The organism is Cohnella rhizoplanae (assembly GCF_948329515.1).
In the GTDB taxonomy this organism is placed as follows: domain Bacteria; phylum Bacillota; class Bacilli; order Paenibacillales; family Paenibacillaceae; genus Cohnella; species Cohnella rhizoplanae.
On the sequence record NZ_CAOJCN010000001.1, the window covers coordinates 912,496 to 935,851 of the forward strand.

Here is a 23,356-nt window from a genome sequence, read left to right on the forward strand (position 1 = left end):
GTACCGTTAAGCATGGCTAATACGAAATTAAGCGCGCCTGCGGGGAATCCCAGCGACGTCGAACGCATCAAACGCGAGAGCAATTACCTACGCGGTACGCTGGCCGCATCGATGCTGGAGCCGCTCAGCGCCGGCATCTCGGACGACGACAACCGCCTGATGAAGTTCCACGGCAGCTACCTGCAGGACGACCGGGATCAGCGCAACGAACGGCAGAAGCAGAAGCTCGAGCCGGCTTACCAGTTCATGCTGCGCGTCCGCATGCCGGGCGGCGTCGCCCAGCCGGGGCAGTGGCTCGTCATGGACGAGCTCGCCCGGAAGTACGGGAACGGCACCCTTAAGCTCACGACCCGCCAGACGTTCCAGATGCACGGCATTCTCAAGTGGAACATGAAAAAGACGATCCAGGCGATTCACCAGTCGCTGCTGGACACGATCGCCGCGTGCGGCGACGTCAACCGCAACGTCATGTGCAACCCGAATCCGTACCAGTCCGACATTCATGCCGAAGTATACGAATGGTCCAAGCGGCTCAGCAACGATCTGCTGCCGCGGACGCGGGCGTATCACGAGCTGTGGCTGGACGAGGAGATGGTCGCCTCCACGCCGGAGCAGGAAACGTCCGAGCCGATGTACGGGCCGCTGTATCTGCCGCGGAAGTTCAAGATCGGCATCGCGGTGCCGCCATCCAACGATATCGACGTATTCTCGCAGGACCTCGGCTTCATCGCGATCGTAGAGGACGGCAAGCTCGCCGGCTTCAACGTGGCGATCGGCGGCGGGATGGGCATGTCGCACGGCGACAAGGAGACGTACCCGCAGGTAGCCAAGGTCATCGGCTATTGCAAGCCCGAACAGATCTACGACGTCGCCGAGAAGATCATTACCATTCAGCGCGACTACGGCAATCGTTCGCAGCGCAAGAACGCGCGCTTCAAGTACACGGTCGACCGGCTCGGGCTGGAGACGGTCAAGGCGGAGCTGGAGACGCGGCTGGGCTGGTCGCTCGAGGCGGCCAAGCCGTATCACTTCAACGATAACGGCGACCGTTACGGCTGGGTGCAGGGCGTGGGCGACAAATGGCACTTCACGATGTTCGTGGAGGGCGGGCGCATCGCGGACTACGACGGCTTCCCGCTGATGACGGGGCTGCGCGAGATCGCCAAGATCCACACCGGCGACTTCCGCCTCACCGCCAACCAGAACCTGATCGTCGCGGACGTCACGCCGCAGAAAAAAGAAGAGATTACCGAGTTGCTCGGGCGTTACGGCCTGATCGACGTCCAGCAATATTCCGGGCTGCGCCGCAGCTCCATGGCTTGCGTCGCGCTGCCGACTTGCGGCCTGGCGATGGCCGAGGCGGAGCGTTACCTGCCCGTGCTCGTCGACAAGATCGAGGGCATCCTGGACGCGAACGGCCTGCGCAACGAAGAGATCACGATCCGGATGACCGGCTGTCCGAACGGCTGCGCGCGCCATGCGCTGGCCGAGATCGGCTTCATCGGAAAAGGGCCGGGCAAGTACAATATGTACCTGGGCGCCGCCTTCGACGGCAGCCGCCTGAGCAAGATGTACCGCGAGAACATCGGCGAGGACGAGATTCTGCGCGAGCTCGGCGCATTGATCCCGCGTTACGCGGCGGAGCGCGTGAACGGGGAGCACTTCGGCGACTTCGTCATTCGCGCCGGCGTCATCGCCGCGACGACCGACGGCATGAATTTCCACGACTAAGTCTCACTTGCATCAGCTCCTATCTTTATCTATAGACTCGCGAGGACGGATCGCTTCGGGCGACAGTTCTCGCGAGTCTATTTTTTTACGGCTGTAGGTATGCGAAATAGGAGTACAAATGTACGATTCCCGGGTAATAGACTTTTGCGGATACACATTATCTCAGGAGGCGAACTTGGATGGCCACACAACTGCCTGCATTCAAATCACAACAAGAAACCGCAACGCCCGCACCGCAAAAAAACCTCCATTTGGTCCAGCTCATGCCGGCTGTGCCCAAGCCTTTCGAGATCCGGGACTGGAAGGAAAAAGCGAAGGCATTCGACCGGTACGTATTCGACTTCAATCTCAAGGGGGAATATCTCCCGGTGATCTGGCGGGATAGAACCCATTACAATATGGACGAAGATACGATCGGCATCATGTCTTACGTCGGCAAGGAGGATCAAGGCGGCAACGGCTCCCAGGAAGCGATCACGGTTATGGGAGCCGTGCTCGGCGCTACGCTGGTCGGCATCGACAAGAGCGACCAGGACGGCAACGATTACGTGAAAATGCTGCAGACGTTCTTCCGAAAAGACGAGGGCGTGTTCGTCTGGTATCCTTGCATCCCGAGCGGCGATACGTTCTGGTACGAGATTCAGGCCAATATCCTGTATGCCATGATCGCTCACTTCTATCCGAACCAGCCGGAAATGGAGACGCTCGTCCGCAAATCGGCGGATCGTTGGGTAGAAGCCGTTAAGGTGATGACGGATGACGAAGGCCGGATTCATTTTAAATACACTTCGTTCGACTTCAAGAACATGGAGCCCATCGACAATGGCCAGTGGAAAGAGCCTGATGCCGCTTCGGGCGTGGCCATGCTCATGTATCTGGCGTACCTGCGCTTCGGAGACCAAGTCTACTTGGATACGGCGGATGCCTGTCTGGACTTTCTTGACCGCCAGGAGGACAATCCTTATTACGAGCTGCTAATGTACTATTCACCCTATCTGGCCGCCCGTATGGAGGTCGAACACGGGACTAGCCATGATATCACGAAATATATCAACTGGATCTTCGACGGCGGCATCGAGACGCGCCCGGATTGGGGCATGTGCACGGAGCGCTGGGGGAACTACGACATGCACGGATTGGTCGGGAACCTCAAGGATTTCGGCGGTTACATCTTCGTCATGAACGGATTTTTCCTGTTCAGCACGCTGGCGCCTTTTCTGCGCTACGATTCGCGGTATGCGCGCGCGGTCGGCAAGTGGATGCTCAACGTCGCCAACCAGTCCCGCTTGTTCTACGCGGACGGCCTGCCTGCGGACAAGCAGTCCGGCGCGGCGTGGGAGGGCGACCCGGACAACGTGCTCCCTTATGAAGGCATCCGCAAGGAGTACGAAGAGAAAACGCCGTACGCGAGCGGCGACGCCACGGTCATCGGATGGGGACCGCTCGATTTCTCGATCTACAGCGGCAGCCATGTCGGCTTCATGGGCGCGCTGATCGAGAAGACGAACGTAGAGGGCATTCTTAAGATCGATTGCCTTAAGACGGATTATTATCATAAAGAGGCTTATCCGACTTTCCTGTACTACAATCCGTTCGGCTCCGAGCAGACGGTCGAGATCGACGAGCTCGGCAAGGATGCGGTCGATCTGTACGATACGGTAAGCGGCCGGTTCCTGGCGAAGTCGGTGAGCGGAAAAGCGACGTTCGCCGTGCCAGCGGAGGACTCGGTCATACTGGTCGTCACGCCGGCCGGCGGCCGTCAGGAACGCAAGAACGGGCAGCTGTGGATCGATGGCGTCTATGTCGCGCCGGCTCCCAAGACTGCCGTCAACATGCGCGGAATCCAGGACCGTCAAAAGGTGAAAAACGTGATCAAGATCGATGTCGACGCCGGCGTGCCTGCAGGAGAGTCGATCAAGCGGTTCACCTTCCGATTCGGCAATACGGTCCTGTACGAAGGGGCCGCGATCCCCGAGCCGCTGTATCTCGATACGGGCCGTTTCCACAATGGCTTCTATCATCTCCGGGTCGAGCTGGAATCCACCGGGGGCAGCATCGACTTCTGCGAGATCGGCGTCATCGTCGAGAATCCGAGCAATCCGCTGTCGGCGCCGAACTGAGCCGGCCATGAACACGCAGCGCCGCCGTTCCCAACGGCGGCGTTTTTATGCTATGGTTGAACACTACGAGACTGTCCGTTCGAACCGCTCTATTATTCATTGACTTTGCATGATCACTCAAGGAGGTGTCGCAGCGTGAATTCCCCTGCGCTAGGCCGCATTCCGTTCCCTCATGGCTTTTGGGCCGGTATTCGCCGCTTGGGACTAGGCGCGGCCGATATCGTCCGCAAGGCGGGACTGCCTCCCGATCTTATCGACGAACCTGCAGTGACAGCCGCCCAATATATCGCGATCTGGCAGGCTTATTCCGATCTGATCGGAGACACGGCCGAGGGCATCGTCAAGCTGGCGACGGCATTCGAGACGGCGAAGTACCCGCCTGCCGTGATGGCGGTATACCACGCCCGGGATTATCGCGACGCGCTTGGCCGGATGGCTCGGTACAAGCAAATGTGTCCGCCCGAAAGCCTGCTCGTCCGCGAGGAGGGGGATGCTTGCGTTGTCGAGCTGGCATGGACGCATGCCGGACCGTCGGGACCGCCGCTCCTGGTCGGGATCACGCTTGCCTTCTTGCTGGAACTCGGGCGCAGGGGCACGGGCTTGCCTCTGACCGCCGCGCGCGTTGAATTCTCGCAAGCCATGGGCGATTCCAAGACGCTCGAAGCTTACTTCGGCTGCGAGGTTCGGATCGGTACGGCATATAATCGTCTGACGCTGCGAAGGGAAGATCTGGACCGCCCGTTCATCTCCGATAACGAGGAGCTGGTCGCGATTCTGGCGCCCGTACTGGACCGTTCGCTGGATGCGAGGCAGCGCGGTCTCTCCACAAGCGAGACGGTCGTCGCGCTCATAAAACGACGCCTCGCCGGAGGGAGAATCGATATTCAAGCCATCGCGAAGGAGCTGGGCATGAGCGAACGCACCCTGCAGCGCCGCCTCGCGGAGGAACAGTCGAGCTTCAAGCAGCTGCTGATGCAAGCTAGACATGAGCAGGCTCGCGCCTACTTGGCGGATACGACCCTCGATATTAAAGAAGTGGCCTTCTTGATCGGCTATGAGGACCAGAATTCGTTCTATCGCGCCTTCCGGCTATGGGAGGGCGATACGCCTGCCCAGTGGCGCATGGCGAATATGGCGCGCGCTGCAAGATGATTGACGCATCAAGCTAGTTACCGCTAGCTTTCCGCAAGTTAAGATTATCCCTGTCCGCAGCTTTAGACTGCGAGAGAGGGGAACAGGAACATGGATATGGGCTTGCATCATAAATCGGCATTGGTAACGGGGTCGACGAAAGGGATCGGCAGAGCGATCGCGATCGAGCTGGCGAGAGAAGGCGCGAATGTCCTCGTCAACGGGCGAGACCGGGAGGAAGTAGAACGAACCGTCATCGAGCTCAAATCGATGTTCCCATCGACCGATCCGGTAGCTGCGGCAGCGGATCTGGCGGATCGGGAGCAAAGAGAGGCCTTGTTCGCCCGACATCCGCATGTCGATATGCTAGTTAACAACATGGGCATATACGAAATGCTGTCCTATGAGGACACGAACGATGAACAGTGGGAAACATACTTCCGTACGAACGTTCTTGCCGCCAACGCGATGTGCCGGGTTTATCTGCCGAATATGCTTGAACGGGACTTCGGCCGCATCCTTTTTATCGCCAGCGAGGAAGCGATGATGCCCTCCGGACAGATGCCCGCATACGCCATGACCAAGTCCATGCTGCTATCCCTGTCCAAGAGCTTGTCCAAGTTAACGAGGGGGAGCGAAGTGACGGTGAATACGATCCTGCCCGGTCCGACGCTCACCGAGAATGTGCGCGAGATCATCGACAGCCTGTATCCGGGAGAAGCACTGACTTTCGAGGATAAAGAGAAACGCTTCATGGCGGCCAACTTGACCCAATCCGAACTCCAGCGGTTCATCGCGCCGGCGGAGATCGGCAGGCTCGCGGCATTCCTGTGCAGTCCCTGCGCGTCCGCGTTCAAAGGTTCCCCCATCAGGATGGACGGGGGAATGATACCGACTATTTTTTAATCCGCATTCTCTTTGTCCGTCGCCCGGTGGAAGGGGCAGCCGGCTAAGGAAGTATCGTCGTCCCTCAGAAAATATTGCTTATACTCGAGATTGCCTTGCGATCCGTAAGGCTTCAATTCGGGATGCGCCGGCGCTTCGTCATATGCGGCCAACCGGGAGCGGATCCGGGGAACGATCGCCGCCGCCTTGCGGGGATGACGGTGCCACTCGTCCAATACCCAGCGCGGCGTCAATGCCAGCATAAAGTAGGGGAAGTGACGGCTTCGACGGTACGTATGCGCCGGCGTGGCGCAGTAAACGAAATAGCGTTCGCCTTCATAGCAATATTCCCACGTCGCCTGTTCCGTATCTTCCGGTATATCGGACGGCCACGGTACCTTGTCCGATCGGCTGACCTTACTTAATAATTCCCAGAATACGGCTTCGTACGCCGACACCGATTTATCTGCTTCGTCCGTATTAAAAAAGACGATCAACGACGAGTATTCGCCGAACGAGCGCGATGATCCGCCATACTCGGCCATGATGTCGCCCAGCTCGCGGCCGGCGGACGCATGCCATGGGCTGGAAACATAGCCATAACGGAGATGCCGCCGGGCAAAAGCTTGCGTAGCGGGTATGCAAGGAAAAAGCGCTACGCGGTCGCTCATCTTGGAGGCGAATGTCCTGTAGGCATCCTTCTTCCATTGCTCCAAACCAAGCGCTTCATTTTCGATCTCAGAATCCTGCAGCAAAAGCGGCATGAAAAGCCCTCCTTTTTGCTACAGCATATTGCCTAGACGCAATAAGGTGACTGTAGGCATACGACATGAGAAAGCCTCGCCCTTATCACAGAGCGAGGCTTATTCATAGGGCGAATTGTCCCTCGTCCAGCCTGTCGAGCTCTTCGGGATCCAGGATAATCGTCCCTGCGCCTAGGCTCTCCTCGAGCTGAGACGCATGGGAAGCCCCCACGACGGCAAATGCAGCAAAAGGTCGCGAGACGATATAGGAGAGAGCAATCCGTAAGGTCGTCGTGGATCGTTCCCGGGCGATCCGCCGCGCTTGTTCGAAGCGCCGGACGTTCCGGGGCGAGCCGTATAGAGGAGGTGCCTCGAACGCCGTTCCGGCCACGGCCGCCGCTTCCATCTTGGCGAACAGTCCCTTGGCTTGCGAAGAATAGGCGAAGAGCGGCATCTCCGTCTCCGCATGGTAGCGGTACATCGCCTCGTCCAGTACGACGACGGTCGGGTCTTCGATATGCGCCGGGTCAAGCCTCGCCAGACTCCACCATGCCTGATTGGCGGCCATAGGGGGCAAGCCGTGCGACGCCGCCCATCGATTCGCTTGGTCGATCCGGTCCGTCTCCCAGTTGGAGCAGCCGAAGCTGCGGATGAGGCCATCGTCGACCAGCTTGCCGAGCGGTCCGAGCAGCTCGGAGACCGGGATGGAACGGTCGTCGCGGTGCAGCCAGTACAGGTCGATGACATCGGTCTGCAGCCGGCGCAGGCTGCCTTCGGCATCGGATCTGATGTCCGCCGCACGCAGCCTGGACACGTTCATCGACGCCAGGTCCGGATGCCCGCCTTTCGTCGTCACGATCATGCGGTCGCGGTTGCCGCGCGACTTCATCCATTTGCCGATCGCGATCTCGCTGGCATTCGTCTTGCCCGGAACCCAGTTGCCGTATACTTCGGCCGTATCGACCATATTGCCGCCGGCATCGGCATACAGATCCAGGAGCCGGAACGACTGATCCTCGTCCAGACGGGTGCCGATATGCACGCCGCCCATGACGATGACCGAACACTCTCTACCGATACCCGGTATCATGCGCGTGCGCAAGCTCATCCTTATGCCAGCCTCCTATCTCCGCTCATTTAGCAGGATTCAACGCTCTACCCATTCGAGTATAGCTGCTCCTATGGATAAAAACATCCATCCGCCCGTTATAGCGTCTGAGATACGCCCGCTTCCCGGCGTCTCCGGCTCATGAAGACCAAGGACACGGCTACCGCAGCGAGGATTAGGCCGACCGTGCGCATACCTGCTGTGCTGAACCGGTCTCCCATAACGACCCCGATCAATAGGGAAGAGAGTATGGTGCCAAAATAACGCGACGTACTAAATAGCCCCGAGGCGATGCCGACCATATCCTTCGGCGCGCTATTGAACATGTCGGCCTGCATGGCGACGCCGTTCAGCCCATTACTGAAGCCGAATGCGGTGAGCGCCAGACAGAAGGAGGCTACCGGAGAATGTGCGTTCAAAGTGGCGAGCCATAAGGAACCGAACGTCATCAGCATCGCGGATAAGAGCTTGGCGGGCCGCGGCCCCGCCCGATCGACCCAACGTCCGGCGATAGGAGACGCGATGAGCGAGCACAAGCCCAGGCTGAGCATGAGCATGCCCGTATCGAACTCGTTGACGTGGCGCACCGTCTGCAAGTAGGACGGCAGGCCGAAAAAAAGCGAGTAAAACAGCAGGTTCGCGAGCATGAATTCAAGGTTCACCCAAGTCATCGAAGGATAGCGGGCAAAGGTCCGTAACGGTATAAATGGCGAAGGCGCGCGTAGTTCCAACCAGACGAAAGCCGACAGCAGCAGGAGACCGATCAGGACGAGGGCGATATTTCCCGCTGAGAGATGTCCCGCTGATTTGGCCGACAACAGTCCCAAGAGCAGCGAGATCAGACCTGCGGCGAAGAGGAGTATGCCGGGCAGGTCTATTTTGACCACCCATTTACGCAGGGTCATGCCGCCGCCTGCGCCGGCTGATGACCTTTCCCATTCATCCTGTGGAATCGATCTCCAGGCCATGACAAAGCTAGCCGCCGCGAACGGGATATTGACGTAAAAAATCGCATGCCAGTCCCACTGCTGCACCAGGACGCCGCCGACGAAGGGGCCGACGGCCGCCGCTCCCGACAGGAATATGGACATGACCGACAGCGCCGTCGCTTGTTTCTCGGTAACATGGATGCGCACGATCGCCATGCCGACCGCTACCATCATGCTCGTCCCGATCGATTGCAAGATCCGATACGCGATCAGCCATCCGAAGCTCGGCGACAACGGCGCGAGGACGGATGCCGCGAAGGCGACGATTAAGCCAGCTAAAAAGATCCTTCTGCGGCCGAAAATGTCGCTTGCTCTTCCCATGACGGGCTGCGCGATCGCGCTCGAGATGTAAAAGGAGAAAATGATCCAGGATACCACCGTATAGTCTAGGCGATAGTCCTCCTGCAGCCTCGTTATGGCCACGGATACCATAGACGAATTGAGCGGGTTCAACAATACGCCCAGCCCCACGGCGGTCAACAACCCTCTGCTTTGCGCATTCATTGCTAGTCCCCCAAGATCGTATTGAAGCCATCGTAATCGATATCGATTATTTATTCCAACGCATTTTATGTTATATTTTCATTGACTAGAGGGAATGAGCGGAGAGGGATGGAGATGTGGAACTGCTGCAGCTGCAATACTTTCTGGCCGTGGCGCGAGCGGAGCATGTGACGGAAGCTGCGCGGGCGCTGCACGTCACGCAGTCGTCGCTGAGCAAGACCATTCAGCGGCTGGAGGAGGATCTTGGCGTCCCGCTGTTCGACCGGATCGGGCGCAGGCTGCGGCTGAGCGAATCCGGCGACAGATTCCTGCGCCGGGCGGAAAGAGCGCTCTTCGAGCTCGAACAGGGGAGGCAGGAGCTGAACGATCTCTCCGGCCCGGTGCGAGGCACGCTTGAGCTGGCTGTCAATACCGCGAGCATGCTGCCTCAGATTCTTCGGGAATTCCGAAAAAAGCAGCCGTTGATCCATTTTCATGTTCAGATGCTGGCCACGCAGGAAATGTCCGCGCATCTGCGCCGGGGGGAGGTCGATTATGGCCTGTCCTCGCCGCCGCTCGAAGGGGACGACATTGAACGCATGATCCTGTACGTCGATCCGATCTTGGTTGCCGTACCCCAGAACCATCGGCTCGCGGACCGAACCGGCGTGTCCCTGGCGGAGCTGAAGGAAGAATGGTTCGTAGGCGTAAAGAAAGGCTACGGCACGCGCGATCTTGTCGATTCCGCGTGCAGGACGATCGGTTTCGAGCCGCGCTACGTTTACGAGGGGGATGAGCCCGCGAGGATCGCGGCGTTGGTGGAAGCCGCGATCGGCATCGCGTTCATACCAGGCACGGCAGCCTATCCGCGCGATGAGCTTCGATATCTATCGATCGAGAATCGAGAATTAGTGCGGGAGATCGCGCTGATCTGGCAGAAGGGACGATATCTGTCTCGTGCTGCGCTTGAATTCAGGGAGGTCGTGGTCGCATATTTTAAGGAGATCGGCAATCAAGGGATTCAACAAAAAAACAGCGATAGTGAGGGAGGTTAACGCTCCCTCACTGTCGCTGTTTGAAATTTCAAGTGAAGGCTTGGTTAAGGCACGCTCTGCAGCCTCAAGGTACCGGTCGGATTAGGCAGCACGACCTTGGCCGTCCACCCCAGCAGGAGCTGTTCGCCGACCTTCGCCGGTCCGACGGTCTCGAAGACGAGACCCGGCGGCGTCTCGAGCACGTTATAAGTCTTTTTATTGATCGTAAACGATCCCCAGGCCGCCGTGCCGCCGTCGCCGTCGCCGTAAGCGGAGAGCGTCACCGTGGACGGCGTGCCGTCGATGACGACGGAGAGCGTGACCGAAGGCTTCGGAGCAGGGGCCGCGACATTGCTCAGGCGAAGGTGATGCTGCCCCGGCTCGACGTTAAACGTCAGCGTGCTGCCCGAGGCCGTCCAGTGAACGCCGCGCGCTTGAACGGCAGTAGCCACAGTGCCTCCCTGCGGAATCGAGCGGTAGGCTTCGTCGAGCACGGTCGACACGCCGGACTTGTTTACCGTAACTTGGTTGTCTAGCGTTCCGGTCATGGACAATTCGTCGCCCGATAACGAAACGGTCGCAGGCTGCGCGCTGCTAATGAGCGTTACGCCGTTTTTGATCAGCTGCGTGCCGCCGACGAGCAGTACGGAACTGCCTTTGACGACCGCTGCGATGCCATTGAACTGGATGTTGTCCGCCGTGACCGTGACGGAGCCGCTCAGCGCCTTGCGGATATAAACATCGGTGCCGTTCGCAAAGTGCAGCTTGCGGTATGCCGCGTTATCCGTCGCGACGACGGTCTCGGGCGTCGAGCCGACCTTGTAAGGAACGTAGGTGGACACGATCGTCGCCTCGTTGGTCGCCGGAGTCGAAAATCCGCCGTGCTGCCGCGTACGTCCCAAGAACCTGCCGCTTGTGCTCGAATGAGTTCCCGGCGTTTGGACGTTGCCGGCGGCATCGATGGCTTGATTGGTGACCGGAATCGCAGTCAGGCCCGGGTAGTAGAGCTGCACCTTCATAGCAGCCTGGTTCTGCACGATCGTCGCGTTGCTATTCGCGCCGTCCAGCGTCAGATTCGTATCCGCGTGCAGCCAATACTCGAAGCTCGACCCGCCGGACTGCCGCGCCTTCAAGTTGTCGACGACGACGAATGCGCCAGGCTTCACATAGATGACGCTTCGCTGCGCCTGATCCAATCCGATATGGGCCGGATCGGTGTTGTAGGCTGCCGTGGCATCGCCGACGGCGGCGTCGAAGTCCTTGTTCGTCGCGAATCCCGTAATTTTCCCCGTTGCTTTGAGATCGAAAATTTTCTGACCCTTCTTGCCGTCGTAGGTAATCGCGTTTTTAGCGAAGGTTTGCTTCGTATACAGCTGATTGTAAGGACTCTCGAAGGAATCGTAAAATCCGCCGTCTACGGTCAACTCCTCGCCGAAGGCATTGATGATCAAGGCATTCTGATCGGCGTGGCTATGATTCAAGCTGCCATATGGACTGGATTTGAAATAGGCGGAAATGCGCTTCGAGTCGTACAGGCTCGAATGCATCGCGACCAACCCGATGTAATCGAAGTATTTGGCGGTCGGCATCTCGACGGGCGGACGCGCCGCTAAGGCGTTGTCTTCGTACAAGTAACTGTGCACGTCGGTCGTCGCGTACGGAACCGTCTTCGCGTACCATTGCATCACCTGATTTTGGTACATTTGCGAATTCCTCGTAATGCTCGTATTCACGACGTCTCTCGACATGGCATTGATATCGTCGCCGAATACGCCGCTCTTCTGACCGACCGGGAACACATAGAGCGGGAACCAAGATTCGTTGCGCGGGAACGCCTTTTGATAAATATTAAAGCCCGTCGCCGTGTAGACGATATCCATCAGCCATTTGTCGCTGATCGCGGACCATTGCCAGTAACCGACGCCGTTGCCCCAAGCGCCGTCTTCGCCGCCCCATGGCGGCATTAAGTTGATATAGGCGGGAATCACCTTGCTGAACCAGCTCTGCGCATCTTGGGAAACGTTGGAGCCGTTAGCCGTAAAGTTGTCATGCAACAGCGCGGTAGAGATAATCCCCAGGTAGGCGAACACGGACCAACCGTGCGAGTCGAGCGGTTTCGTCGAGATCGGCGTATTGTTCAAAACGTCGTCGGCGATCGTTTTGGCCCGATCGTGGATCATCGTGACCGCTGTCGACCTTTCCGTCGGGGTCAGCTTGTCGTATATCCAATCGTAGGTCATGGCGCTTTTGCGCGCGATATCGCGGTGCACCTGATCGTTGGACGCATAGGAGGTAGGACCGGTCTGGGTGTTCCAGGTCGCGAGATTAAGCAGCCTGTCGCGCGCGTAGTCGGCGTATTTCACTTCGCCCGTGAGCAGATAAATAAAGGCGGCATAGTGCATTTTGTTCGTTTCGGCCGTCGTTTTGTTCAGCACGTCGGTCGTCGGTTCGGGCGGCGGCGCGTTGGTTACGGGGTCGTTTTGGTACGCGAGCAGCGCGGCGTCGGCCAGCGACAGGATTTTCTGATACGTAGCTAAGCCCGCACCGGTTTTTCTCGCGCGGAACGCGGTCAAGTCGCTCGCGCTCGTCAGAATGCGCGGATGCGTCGTAGGCACGCTGCTCATCAGCGTAGATACCGGCGGCACCGCGAACGGAACGGCGTCCGGATCGATGCGGAACTGCCGGGTATCGCTCCATACCGACCAGCCCGATGCATTGTGGAACCGCACGCGCCAGAAGTAGGATTGCCCGTCCGTGAACGTATTCGGGAAGTTGTAATAATTGATGGCGATATCGTTCTTTTGGTAGGCGATGTTGCCGAAGGCGCTGTCGGTGGCGACCTGCAGCTCATACACGTCTGTTCCGGCAACGGCCGGCCAGCCGAAATCCGGCGGATTCTGGGTCGTTACCAGATGATCCTGCGGTTGGTATTTTCTCATATCGGCAGGGTTCGGTACGGTCGGCCATACGTCGGCTGCCGTCAAGGACGCTTGATCGAAATAGACGTCGGCCGTCCCGTTCGCCGGCGTCGACAGCTCGACTTGGACGCCGGTCGTTCCGGTAGGCGGCACGCCCGATACGGTCAACGTTTGCCAGCTGCCCGTGACGGATGAAGGCGCTTGCAAAGGTTGTCCGGAGGAACCTACAAAACGTAGAATCAGACTTCCGGTTCCCGTCGCCGCATTGGCTTTAACGGAAGCGGTGTATGATTTTCCGGAGACGACAGGGATGGACGGACTCTTTACACTGTACGCATTCGTAGCGGAGCTGTCGGTCAGGCGCACGGACTTTTTGCCATGCGCATACACGGAAGTGGATGCCGATATACTGGCGGATTGACCGTTATCGGTCGCGGTCCATTCCGTCGGCCTCGCGCTCGCGACCGTCTCGAAGCTAGCATTGGGAAGCAGCTCGCTTGTTTTCAGCGATACCTCGTCGAAATAGGCGGTACCGGTGCCGGCAGCGCTCGGGATGAAGAGGAGAATCTTCATATTGACCGTATCCGGCGGCGCGATACCGGTCAACTCGATCGTCTGCCAGCCGGGGGAGACGGACTTAAGCGCGACATTCTGCGTAGCGCTCACGTTGTTGGCATCGTAATACCTAACGATCATTCCGGCTTGGCCGGCCTCGACTTTGACTTTGACGCTTGCTTGGTAGGTCGTCCCGGGCGAGTAAGGCATATAGGGCGTAGAGACGTCGGCCGCTGCGGCAGTCGAGTTGTCGGTGATTTTGATGCTTTGCGTTCCGTTCGTAAATGGACTGGTGACCAGTTCATACGATAAGCCAGTTGCGGCAGATGGGAACCAATTCGAAGGGAGCGTCCCGGTCACTTGCTCAAAGCTTGGGTTGGCGACCAGCTCCGGTCCGGTGGCCGGAAGTCCGAGCGCTTTGACGATCGGCGGGGAGTAGAGGAAGAGGTTAATAACCAGGTTCATGCATAAGACGAAAACGATGAAAACGGACATTTTGCGCTTCCATGAATGATGAATCAATGAAATCGCCTCCTGTTTAATCTGATTCCGTTGCCTAGCAAGTGTTGTCGTCGATCACCTCCGATTGGGATACGAATGTTTAGATTGTCATATCGTGATGTATGCCTATTGTAAAACGGCGCCTCCTCCTGAGACATTCACATTCGGCGCTGAAATTGACTTTTTTTACCGGAATATTTTTTGGGGGCAGCCGCACAAAGAAGGGAAGCGATATGATCGCTCCCCGACTTCATCATTTCAAGTTACGCTTTGATCTCTTGTTGGGACAATTAAGGAACGAGTTGCAGGTTCAAGGTGCCTGTCTGGTTGGGCGCAATGATCTTGGCAGCCGCTCCCAACTGGATTTGTTTGCCTGTAATCGCGGGGCCGACACCGTCGAACACGAGTCCGGGCGGCGTTCCGACAACCTGGTAGGTGCCCGCCGCGTTCGTCAATGCCCCCCAAGCCGCCGTACCGCCGTATGGGTCGCCGTAAGCGGACAGCGTCACGTTCGACGAGGCGCCGTTCACGACGACCGGCAGCGTCACCGAAGTTTTCGGCCCGGGCGCCGGAACATTAGCGAGTCGTAGCTGGTGTTGACCTGGCTCGACATTGACGGTCAACGTGCTGCCCGATTGCGCCCAATGCACGCCGCGCGCGTTAACGGCCGTAGCGATGACGCCGCCTTGCGGGACCTGGCGGTATGCCTCGTCAAGCACGGTCGTCACGCCGGACTTGTTGAGCGCGACTTGGGTATCCAGCGTGCTCGTGATGGACAGCTCGTCGCCGGACAGCGAGACGGTCGCAGGCTGCGCGCTGGAGATGAGCGTCACGCCGTTCTTGATCAGCTGGGTGCCGCCGACGAGCAGCACCGAGCTGCCTTTGACGACGGCGGCGATGCCGTCGAATTGAACGCCGTCGGCCGAGACCGTGACGGAGCCGCTTTGCGCCAAGCGCACGTACACGTCCGTCCCGTTCGCGAAGTGAAACTTGCGATAGGAGAGCGTCTCCGAGGCTGCGACGGTCTCGGGCGTCGTTCCGACTTGATAGGGGACATAGGTAGATACGATCGTCGTATAGTCGGCGGCGGCCGTCGAGAATCCGCCGTGCTGCCGGATACGCCCAAGAAACCTGCCATCGGTGGTCGAGTGCGTTCCCGGCGTTTGCACGGTGCCGCTGGCATCGACGGCTTGATTCGTGACGGGAATGGCCGTCAATGACTTCGCGTAGAGCTTAACTTTTAAAGCCGCCTGGTTTTGAACGATCGTCGCTTCCTTATTCGTGTTGTCCAGCGACAGGCTCGTATCGGCGTGCAACCAGTATTCGAAGCTGGAGCCGCCGGATTGCCGCGCATCCAGATTGTCGATGACGACGAACGCGCCCGGCTTGACGTAGATGACGCTGCGCTGCGCCTGGTCCAGTCCGATATGGATCGACGGATTGGTGTTGTAGGCAGCCGTCGCGTCGCCGACGACCGCGTCGAAGTCTTTATTCGTGGCGAAGCCCGTAATTTTTCCCACGGCCGTCATATCGTCCGTCTTTTGGCCCTTTTTGCCGTCGTACGTAATCGCGTTTTTGGCGAAGGTCTGCTTCGTATACTGCGTGTAATAAGGGCTCGTATAAGAATCGTAAAATCCGCCGTCCACGGTCAACTCCTCGCCGAACGCGGTGACGATCAAGGCATTTTGATCCGCATGGCTGTGATTGAAGCTGCCGAACGGACCGGATTTGAAGTAAGCGGAGATGCGCTTGGGGTCGTATAGATTGGAGTGCATCGCCACCAGTCCGATGCTGTCGAAATATTTAGCCGTCGGCATCTCCACCGGAGGACGCGCCGCCAATGCCGTATCTTCGTACAGGTAGCTGTGCACGTCGTTCTTTTCGTACGGCGCCGTCTTGGCATACCACTGCATGACCTGATTTTGGTACATTTGCGCGTTTCTCGTGATGTTCGTATTCAAAAAGCTCCGGGACATGGCATTAATGTCATTGCCGAATTCGCCGCTCTTTTGCCCGACTGGGAATACGTAGAGCGGGAACCAGGATTCTTGGCGAGGAAACGCTTTTTGATAAATATTAAAGCCCGTCGCCTTCAAAATGACGTCCATCAGCCATTTGTCGCTGGCGGAGGACCACTGCCAATAGCCCACGCCGTTGCCCCAGCCGCCGTCTTCTCCGCCCCAGGGCGGCATGAGGTTAATATAAGCGGGAATCACCTTGCCGAACCAGCTCTGCGCGTCCTGGGAGACGACGTTCCCGTTAACCGTAAAGTTGTCATGAAGGAGCGCGGTCGCGATAATGCCCAGGTGAGCGTAAACGGTCCAATCGTGCGAATCCAACGGCTGCGTAGTAATGGGAATATGGGTAAGAACGTCATCGGCGATCGATGTCGCCCGATTGTAAATCATCGTGACGGCGGTTTGTCTTTCCTGCGCGGTAAGCGCGCCATAGATCCAATCGTAGGTCATCGCGCTTTTGCGCGCGATATCCCGATGCACCTGATCGTTGGACGCATAGGAGGTCGGGCCGGATTGCCAATTCCATGTCGCAAGATTGAGCAGTCGATCGCGCGCATATTGGGCGTAGCCGACATTGTCCGTGATCAAATAAATAAAAGCGGCGGTAAGCATCCGGTTTGTCTCGGCTTGCGTTATTTGGGATACGTTAGCCGTCGTAAGAGGCTCCGCCGGAAGGGCGGTCGGGGCCGCTAATTCGCTGTCCGCCCGCGTCTTGAACAGATTGTAAGTCCCTTGGCCGGCGCCCGTCTTTCTCGCGCGGAAGGCGGTCAGGTCGCTCGCGTTCGTCAGGATGCGCGGGTGCGTCGTCGATACGCTGCTCAGCAGCGTAGATACGGCGGGGACGACGAACGGTACGGCGTCCGGGTCGATGCGGAATTGGCGGGTATCGCTCCACACGGACCAGCCCGAGGCATTGTGGAAGCGGACGCGCCAGAAGTACGATTGCCCATCCGTGAACGTATTGGGAACGCTGAGATAGTTGATGGCGATGTCGCTCTTCTGGTAAGCGATATTGCCGAAGGCACTGTCCGCAGCGACTTGCAGCTCATAGACGTCCGTACCCGCAACGGCCGGCCAGCCGAAGTCGGGCGGATTCTGGATCGTCACCTGTCGGTGTTTAGGTTCGAAATCTCTGATCGCCGCCGGATTCGCGAAGACCGGCCATACGTCGGCTGCCGTCAGTGAAGCTTGATCGAAATAAACGTCTGCCGTGCCGGCGGCCGGCGTCGTCAGCTCGACCTGAACATTCGTCGCACCTGCAGGCGGAACCGCCGACAAGGTTAACGTTTGCCAGCTTCCCGTCGCGTTTGAAGACGCTTGCAACGTTTGTCCCGAGCCGCCGATAAAGCGGAGGATCAGCGTGCAGCTGCCTGAGGCCGCATTGACCTTCGCGGACGCGGTATAGGATTTGCCGGCAACGACGGGAAGGGTCGGACTCTTCACGCTATAAGCGCTGGCGGTTGAGCTATCGGTCAGGCGCACCGACTTTTTGCCGTGGGCATAGACGGTCGTCGACGTCGCGATGCTGGTCGCGAGACCGTTGTCGGTCGCCGTCCAATCCGTCGGCCGCGTGCCGGACACCGTCTCGAAGCTGGCGTTCGGGAGCAGCTCGCTTGTCTTCAGCGATACGTCGTCGAAATAGGCGGTGCCGGTGCCGATCGCGCTCGGAATAGCCAGGAATATCCTCAAGCTTACCGTATTGTCGGGGGGGATTGCCGTAAGCTCGATCGTCTGCCAGTCCGGGCCGACTGATTTGGCGAGACCGTATTGCGTCGTGCTCGCATCGTTGGCGTCGTAATACCGGACGATCATACTGGCCTCGCCGGATGCGACTTTGACTTTGACGCTTGCGCGATAAGTAGTACCGGGGGAGTAGGGGATCAGAGGCGTATAAATGTTCGCCGAAACGGTCGGCGATGGATCCATGTCCGTAAGCTTGATGCTTCGGGCGCCGTTCGTATGCTGGGTCGTATCAAGGTCGTAGGACAAGTTTGGTCCGGTAAAAGGCGTCCAACTCGTAGGGAGCGTGCCGGTCGCCTGCTCGAAGCCGGGATTAACGACCAGCTCCGGTCCCGTGGCCGGAAGGCCGAGCGCTTTGGTGGACGGCGGCGTATCAAGGCCGTAGAAAAGATTCAGTCCCAGTACGAAAACGATGAGTGCCGAAACGCTGCGCTTCCAAGATCGATAAATCAATGCAATCGCCTCCTGTTTATTTAGTCTTTGCTGACTTGCTTACGAAGTCGTGCATCACCTCCTATAAGGAATTATGTTCCAGCGATTGTTTTGATGTATTATAATGGACCAAAAGGCCAATATATTGCACAAGATTTTGACGGGAGCGAAGCATATATGAAGGGAAAAATTCTGGATCATGTCTATGAAGCGATCGGCCAGACGCCGATCGTGCGGTTAAGCCGGATGACCCATGCGTTGGAAGGGGAAATTTACGCCAAGCTGGAATACCTGAATCCGGGCTTTAGCAAAAAAGACCGGGCGGCGCGCGCGATCATCGAAGAAGCCGAAGAAGCCGGTCTATTGAAGCCGGGGCAGAACGTCATTGAATTGACCAGCGGCAACATGGGAACGGGGCTGGCCATCGTCTGCGCAGCCAAGGGATATCCGTTCGTGGCCGTCATGTCCAGGGGCAATTCGGTCGAGCGGGCGCGCATGATGAAGGCGCTGGGTGCGGAAGTCGTTCTGGTCGATCAGGCCCCGGGCTCGCAGGAAGGCCAGGTGTCGGGCGAGGATCTTCGATTGGTCGAGCTTGTGACAGAGCGAATTAAGCGCGAGCGCAGCGCGTTCCGCGCCGATCAGTTCAATCGGCAGGGCAGCGTGCATGCGCATCAATACGGCACGGCGCAAGAAGCCTGGGAGCAAACGGACGGGAAAATCGATGCGTTCGTGGATTTTGTCGGAAGCGGAGGCACGTTCGGCGGGTGCGCCCGCGCGTTGAAAGGCTTCAATCCGGACATTCGCTGCTATGTAGCGGAGCCTTTTGCCGCGCCTTTTCTGGCCGGACGCGAGGTGACCCATCCGAATCATCGCATTCAGGGCGGGGGATACGGCATGACGCTCGCTTTCTTGGACGAGCCGTCACTCGTGGAGGACTACGTTCAGGTGACGGATGAAGAAGCCATTCGGGTCGCGCGTTCGTTGGCCGCCCGAGAAGGCATATTCGCGGGCTTCTCCTCGGGCGCCAACGTGGCCGCGGCGCTCCAGCTGCTCCAGGGCAGGGAACGCGGCCGGAATATATTAATCACGATCAATGACTCGGGACTGAAATACTTGTCGACGGATCTGTACGCGTCGGAAGTGTAGACGTCTCGCCGATCTTCGCATATACGCGCGGCACGCGCTTGCCTATGAGACAGACCGTCTCATAGGGGATCGTATGCATAAGCGACGCGACCTCGTTGATGGACAGGCGCTCGCCCGCGGATTCGCCGAACACGGTCACTTCCTCGCCGATGCGCGCATCGGGAATCGAGGATACGTCGACCATGGTCTGATCCATGCAGATTCTGCCGACGATCGGCACTCTTTTTCCACGGATCAGCACCCAGCCTTGATTGGATAATTGGCGGGATAGGCCGTCGGCATAACCGATGGGGAGGGTCGCGATCAGACTCTCCTTTTTCGTCGTATACGTTAACCCATAGCTGACGGGCGTATGAGGCGGAACGGTTTTCAGATGCGAGACGGCGGTCTTTAACTGCATGGCCTCCCGCAATGGAAAGGAGGGGGACGCTTCCCCCTGCAGCGGGGATAGTCCGTACATCGCGATGCCGATCCGCGCCATATCCATGCGCATCTCCGGGTAACGCATAGCGGCGGCGCTGTTGCAGCAGTGCTTGACCGGAATATGGATGCCGTGATCGGCCAGGCGCGATACGAGCGCGGCGAACGCCGCGTATTGACCGCGCGTGAAAGTCGGATCGGGACGATCCGCATCGGCGAAATGCGTAAAGATGCCCTCCAGGATCACGGGCTCCCGCGATCGGCCCAGACATGCGGGCAATACTTCTTCCGGGGTGAAGCCTAATCGCGCCATGCCCGTATCCACCTTCAGGTGAATACGGGCCGGTATGCCGACCCGTCGGGCCGCTCGCGCCGCATCGTCCCAGAGTTGAAGGGATGAGACTGCGATCGTAACGCGATGCCGGATGGCGGCTTCGAGCGCGTGCCCCGGCGTATGACCGAGGACCAGGATCGGATGCTCCACCCCGGCATCGCGAAGCTGCAGGGCTTCGTCCAAGAATGCAACGCCGAGCTGATCCGCTCCGGCCTGTATCGCCGCCCCGGCCGTTTCTACGGCCCCGTGCCCGTACCCGTCCGCTTTGACGACGGCCATCAGGCGGGCGCTTTTTCCTAGATGTTGCTTGAAAACTCCCACATTGTGCGCAATCGCGCCCAGCGATACCTCCGCCCACGTGTCCCGATAACTCAGGCGGGTCATACGGGATTCGTGCCTCGCACCGCCTGCTCGACGGGGACATATTCGTATCCCAGCTCGCGCGCCACCGTTTCGTACGTCACGTGACCGCTGGCCGTGTTCACGCCGAGACGCAGCGCCGGGTTGTCCGCGACGGCTTGCCGAAGCCCTTGATTGGCCATTTGCAAGGCATAGGGGACGGTCACGTTCGTGAGCGCCATCGTCGAGGTGCGCGGGACGGCGCCGGGCATATTGGCGACGGCATAGTGAATGACGCCGTGCTTCTCGAACGTCGGGTTGTCATGGGTCGTGACGCGGTCGATCGTCTCGAAGATACCGCCTTGGTCCACCGCGACGTCGACGACGACCGAACCGGCTTGCATGCTGCGGATCATGTCCGCGGTCACGAGCTTCGGCGCTCTCGCCCCTGGGATCAGCACCGCGCCGATGCACAGGTCCGCGTCGGATACCGCCTCGGCAATATGAGAAGGGCTCGACATCAACGTCGTCACGCCGGCGCCGAACAGGTCGTCCAGCTGACGCAGGCGTTCCGCGTCCTTATCCAATATCGTCACTCGCGCCCCCAGACCCACCGCGATCTTGGCGGCATTCGTGCCGACGACGCCTCCGCCGATGATCGCCACATGGCCGCGCCTTACCCCCGGTACGCCGCCGAGCAGGATTCCTTTGCCTCCATGGGGTTTCTCCAACAGCGCGGCACCGATCTGCACGGACATCCGTCCCGCGATCTCGCTCATCGGGGTGAGCAGCGGCAGCGCGCGCTGGACCGCGACGGTCTCGTAGGCTACGGCCGACATGCCCGACTGGACCAATGCTTGGACCAATTCGGGGTTCGCCGCCAGATGGAGGTAGGTGAACAGGAGGAGATCCTTGCGGAAATAAGCATATTCTTCGGGGACCGGTTCTTTGACCTTTAAGATCATATCCGCCGACTGCCAGACTTCGGATGCCTGATTCGCGATCCGCGCGCCCGCAGCCGCAAACGCCTCGTTCCCGAAGCCGCTCCCGATGCCCGCATCTTTTTCGACGACGACCTGATGGCCGGCCAGCGCGAACGAAGCGACGCCTCCGGGGGTAAGCGCAATCCGGTTTTCGTTGTTTTTGATTTCCTTCGGCACTCCGATGATCATGTCGACGACTCCCTTATCGTTCTTTTTACCAATAGTATAAGGGAGCATGGCCGGCGCCGGTTTGTTGGAAAAAGAGAATCGGCGGAGGAGGCTTTGTGGTTTTTAACGAAGACGCCTGGCTTTGAGCTCCAGGTAGCAGGTGACCTTGTCGTCCATGCGGTCCAGGTCGATGCCTCCGATATGCGAGATCCGCTTCAGACGGTAGCTTAGCGTATTTTCGTGGATGTGCAGCGCTTCCGCCGACGCCTTCAGGTTGCTGTCCTGGCAGAGGTAGACCTCCAGCGTGCGCAGGAGCTCGCCGTTATGCTCAAGGTCGTAGTTCTCGAGCAGACGCAGGCTCTCATTGACGTAGGGATGCGCCAGACGATGGTGCTCTACGGCCGGCAGCAGGCGGTAAAAGCCCAGATCCGTATAGTACTGGACCTTCTTCAGCTCGACGGGAAAACGCTGCCTAAGCCGGATGACGGCCACCGCTTCCTCGCAGCTTGCCGATACCCGCGAATAGTCGTCGTAGACGGAGCCGATGCCTCCCGCGAGCGGGGCGCTTTCGAAGCGCTGCGTCATTTGCTCGGTTAACCGCGTCAGCGCCGGGATGGACGGCCCCTTCGTCAGACGGGCGGGGAGGGCCTCGAGCAGGATCAGCCGGTCGCGATCGATCGCATGCAGCGCGATCTGTCCCTGGAGCGTCGTCGTGATAAGGTACTGGATCTGCTGCTGCTGCTTGTCGGCGATCTCCGCGGGGAACGGCAGCACGTTCACGCAGAAATAAGCGGGCAGGGAGAGCCCCAGCTCGTCGGCCCGCCGCCGGACATCGGCATCGGATCCCACGTCGCCGGAGAGAAGCTGCCGGAAAAACTCCTGCTGGCTCTGCTCCGCCCTGCGGTGCGTCATATGAAGCTGCAGCAGCTTGGTCTTCGCCGCCTGGGCCGCCTGGACCAATTGACCGAAAAGGAAGGCTTGCGGCAGCGGGTCCTCTCCGGTCACGATCCATATATATCCCAATATTTGATTTTCCTTGCGGATGGCGATCGCGATCCGGTCGCCGAGACCGATCTCGCCGATCGAGGCGATCCGGAGAGGTCCTTCGCTCTTCATCAGTCTCGGAATCGCGCCCTCCCGCCATAAAGCCTGAATGACCTTGTCGGGCACCCGCTTGCCGATAATGGTAGAGATGCGTGCCGGGTCCGTCTCGGCGTGGTGGGAGCTATATGCGATCAATTTATGATTGGCGTCCTCGATCGTGACGGAGCATTGCAATTCTTCGCTGATCGTGTCGGCCAGCTGCTCCAGACTGTCGAAGCTTCGCTCGAAGGGCTCTTTGTCGTTCCTCATGCGCTTAACTCCCCAAACGAAATGAATGCGGTCAACTTTCTTTTTAACATATTCGCCGAGACTGCACCATGTCCATCGCGCTTTTGTGCGGATTGCACGTCAAAAAGTTAAATTCGGCTTATGATTTTCGTACAAAACTGACATAGTCGAAGGAACCGAAAAAAAGCTATGGTTAATGCAGAACGACGTGCATGGTAACAGGCACCGCTGAAAAGAGGCGAAATC

At 58.7% G+C, this 23,356-nt stretch carries 14 protein-coding genes; 6 read left to right on the plus strand and 8 right to left on the minus strand.

The annotated features are described in order from the left end of the window. Window positions 1–12: 12 nt before the first annotated feature. From cysI to PQG80_RS04115, 4 genes are all read left to right on the plus strand, one after another. Window positions 13–1,731, plus strand: coding sequence for an assimilatory sulfite reductase (NADPH) hemoprotein subunit (gene cysI, locus PQG80_RS04100; RefSeq protein WP_271749852.1), 1,719 nt, complete (start codon window positions 13–15; stop codon window positions 1,729–1,731). A 179-nt stretch (window positions 1,732–1,910) separates the two neighbouring features. After that, complete coding sequence (locus PQG80_RS04105; RefSeq protein ID WP_271749853.1) at window positions 1,911–3,851, plus strand: hypothetical protein; 1,941 nt, start codon at window positions 1,911–1,913, stop codon at window positions 3,849–3,851. Between the two features lie 135 nt (window positions 3,852–3,986). After that, window positions 3,987–5,003, plus strand: coding sequence for a helix-turn-helix transcriptional regulator (locus PQG80_RS04110; protein WP_271749854.1), 1,017 nt, complete (start codon window positions 3,987–3,989; stop codon window positions 5,001–5,003). Window positions 5,004–5,093: 90 nt separating this feature from the next. After that, a complete protein-coding gene (locus PQG80_RS04115; protein WP_271749855.1) occupies window positions 5,094–5,888 on the plus strand; it encodes an SDR family NAD(P)-dependent oxidoreductase in 795 nt (264 codons plus the stop codon). On the opposite strand, the gene PQG80_RS04120 is transcribed toward PQG80_RS04115, so the two are convergent. From PQG80_RS04120 to PQG80_RS04130, 3 genes are all read right to left on the minus strand, one after another. Beyond that, window positions 5,885–6,631, minus strand: coding sequence for a YqcI/YcgG family protein (locus PQG80_RS04120; RefSeq protein WP_271749856.1), 747 nt, complete (start codon window positions 6,629–6,631; stop codon window positions 5,885–5,887). The genes PQG80_RS04115 and PQG80_RS04120 overlap by 4 nt on opposite strands. A 103-nt stretch (window positions 6,632–6,734) precedes the next feature. After that, entirely contained in the window at window positions 6,735–7,718 is a 984-nt protein-coding gene (locus PQG80_RS04125) for an aldo/keto reductase (protein WP_271749857.1), read from the minus strand. Between the two features lie 98 nt (window positions 7,719–7,816). Continuing rightward, the gene (locus PQG80_RS04130) at window positions 7,817–9,211 is read right to left on the minus strand and encodes an MFS transporter (protein WP_271749858.1); all 1,395 of its coding nucleotides are present in this window, start codon (window positions 9,209–9,211) and stop codon (window positions 7,817–7,819) included. A 116-nt stretch (window positions 9,212–9,327) separates the two neighbouring features. Between PQG80_RS04130 and PQG80_RS04135 the strand changes: the two genes are divergently transcribed. Continuing rightward, a complete protein-coding gene (locus tag PQG80_RS04135) occupies window positions 9,328–10,245 on the plus strand; it encodes a LysR family transcriptional regulator (RefSeq protein WP_271749859.1) in 918 nt (305 codons plus the stop codon). 44 nt (window positions 10,246–10,289) lie between these two features. Here the strand turns inward: PQG80_RS04135 and PQG80_RS04140 are convergent, their stop codons facing one another. Both PQG80_RS04140 and PQG80_RS04145 read right to left on the minus strand, forming a co-directional pair. Beyond that, window positions 10,290–14,219, minus strand: a complete 3,930-nt coding sequence (locus PQG80_RS04140; protein ID WP_271749860.1) for a DUF4962 domain-containing protein — start codon at window positions 14,217–14,219, stop codon at window positions 10,290–10,292. A 269-nt stretch (window positions 14,220–14,488) separates the two neighbouring features. Next, a complete protein-coding gene (locus PQG80_RS04145; RefSeq protein ID WP_271749861.1) occupies window positions 14,489–18,409 on the minus strand; it encodes a carbohydrate binding domain-containing protein in 3,921 nt (1,306 codons plus the stop codon). Between the two features lie 156 nt (window positions 18,410–18,565). Between PQG80_RS04145 and PQG80_RS04150 the strand changes: the two genes are divergently transcribed. Further along, complete coding sequence (locus tag PQG80_RS04150; RefSeq protein ID WP_271749862.1) at window positions 18,566–19,534, plus strand: PLP-dependent cysteine synthase family protein; 969 nt, start codon at window positions 18,566–18,568, stop codon at window positions 19,532–19,534. On the opposite strand, the gene alr is transcribed toward PQG80_RS04150, so the two are convergent. The 3 genes from alr to PQG80_RS04165 form a co-directional block, all read right to left on the minus strand. Further along, on the minus strand, window positions 19,479–20,672 hold the full coding sequence (gene alr / locus PQG80_RS04155) for an alanine racemase (protein WP_271749863.1): 1,194 nt from the start codon (window positions 20,670–20,672) through the stop codon (window positions 19,479–19,481). The genes PQG80_RS04150 and alr overlap by 56 nt on opposite strands. Further along, complete coding sequence (gene ald / locus PQG80_RS04160; protein WP_271749864.1) at window positions 20,669–21,799, minus strand: alanine dehydrogenase; 1,131 nt, start codon at window positions 21,797–21,799, stop codon at window positions 20,669–20,671. The genes alr and ald overlap by 4 nt, the downstream gene beginning before the upstream one ends. A 102-nt stretch (window positions 21,800–21,901) precedes the next feature. Continuing rightward, window positions 21,902–23,131 (minus strand): PucR family transcriptional regulator, encoded by a 1,230-nt coding sequence (locus tag PQG80_RS04165; RefSeq protein WP_271749865.1) that lies wholly within the window; start codon window positions 23,129–23,131, stop codon window positions 21,902–21,904. Between the last annotated feature and the right edge of the window lie 225 nt (window positions 23,132–23,356).

Bases quoted from the DNA above. Each gene is read 5' to 3' on its own strand.
- cysI (WP_271749852.1), top strand. From the start codon at position 13: ATGGCTAATACGAAATTAAGCGCGCCTGCGGGGAATCCCAGCGACGTC.
- PQG80_RS04105 (WP_271749853.1), top strand. From the start codon at position 1,911: ATGGCCACACAACTGCCTGCATTCAAATCACAACAAGAAACCGCAACG.
- PQG80_RS04115 (WP_271749855.1), top strand. From the start codon at position 5,094: ATGGATATGGGCTTGCATCATAAATCGGCATTGGTAACGGGGTCGACG.
- PQG80_RS04120 (WP_271749856.1), bottom strand. From the start codon at position 6,631: ATGCCGCTTTTGCTGCAGGATTCTGAGATCGAAAATGAAGCGCTTGGT.
- PQG80_RS04125 (WP_271749857.1), bottom strand. From the start codon at position 7,718: ATGAGCTTGCGCACGCGCATGATACCGGGTATCGGTAGAGAGTGTTCG.
- PQG80_RS04130 (WP_271749858.1), bottom strand. From the start codon at position 9,211: ATGAATGCGCAAAGCAGAGGGTTGTTGACCGCCGTGGGGCTGGGCGTA.
- PQG80_RS04150 (WP_271749862.1), top strand. From the start codon at position 18,566: ATGAAGGGAAAAATTCTGGATCATGTCTATGAAGCGATCGGCCAGACG.
- alr (WP_271749863.1), bottom strand. From the start codon at position 20,672: ATGACCCGCCTGAGTTATCGGGACACGTGGGCGGAGGTATCGCTGGGC.
- ald (WP_271749864.1), bottom strand. From the start codon at position 21,799: ATGATCATCGGAGTGCCGAAGGAAATCAAAAACAACGAAAACCGGATT.
- PQG80_RS04165 (WP_271749865.1), bottom strand. From the start codon at position 23,131: ATGAGGAACGACAAAGAGCCCTTCGAGCGAAGCTTCGACAGTCTGGAG.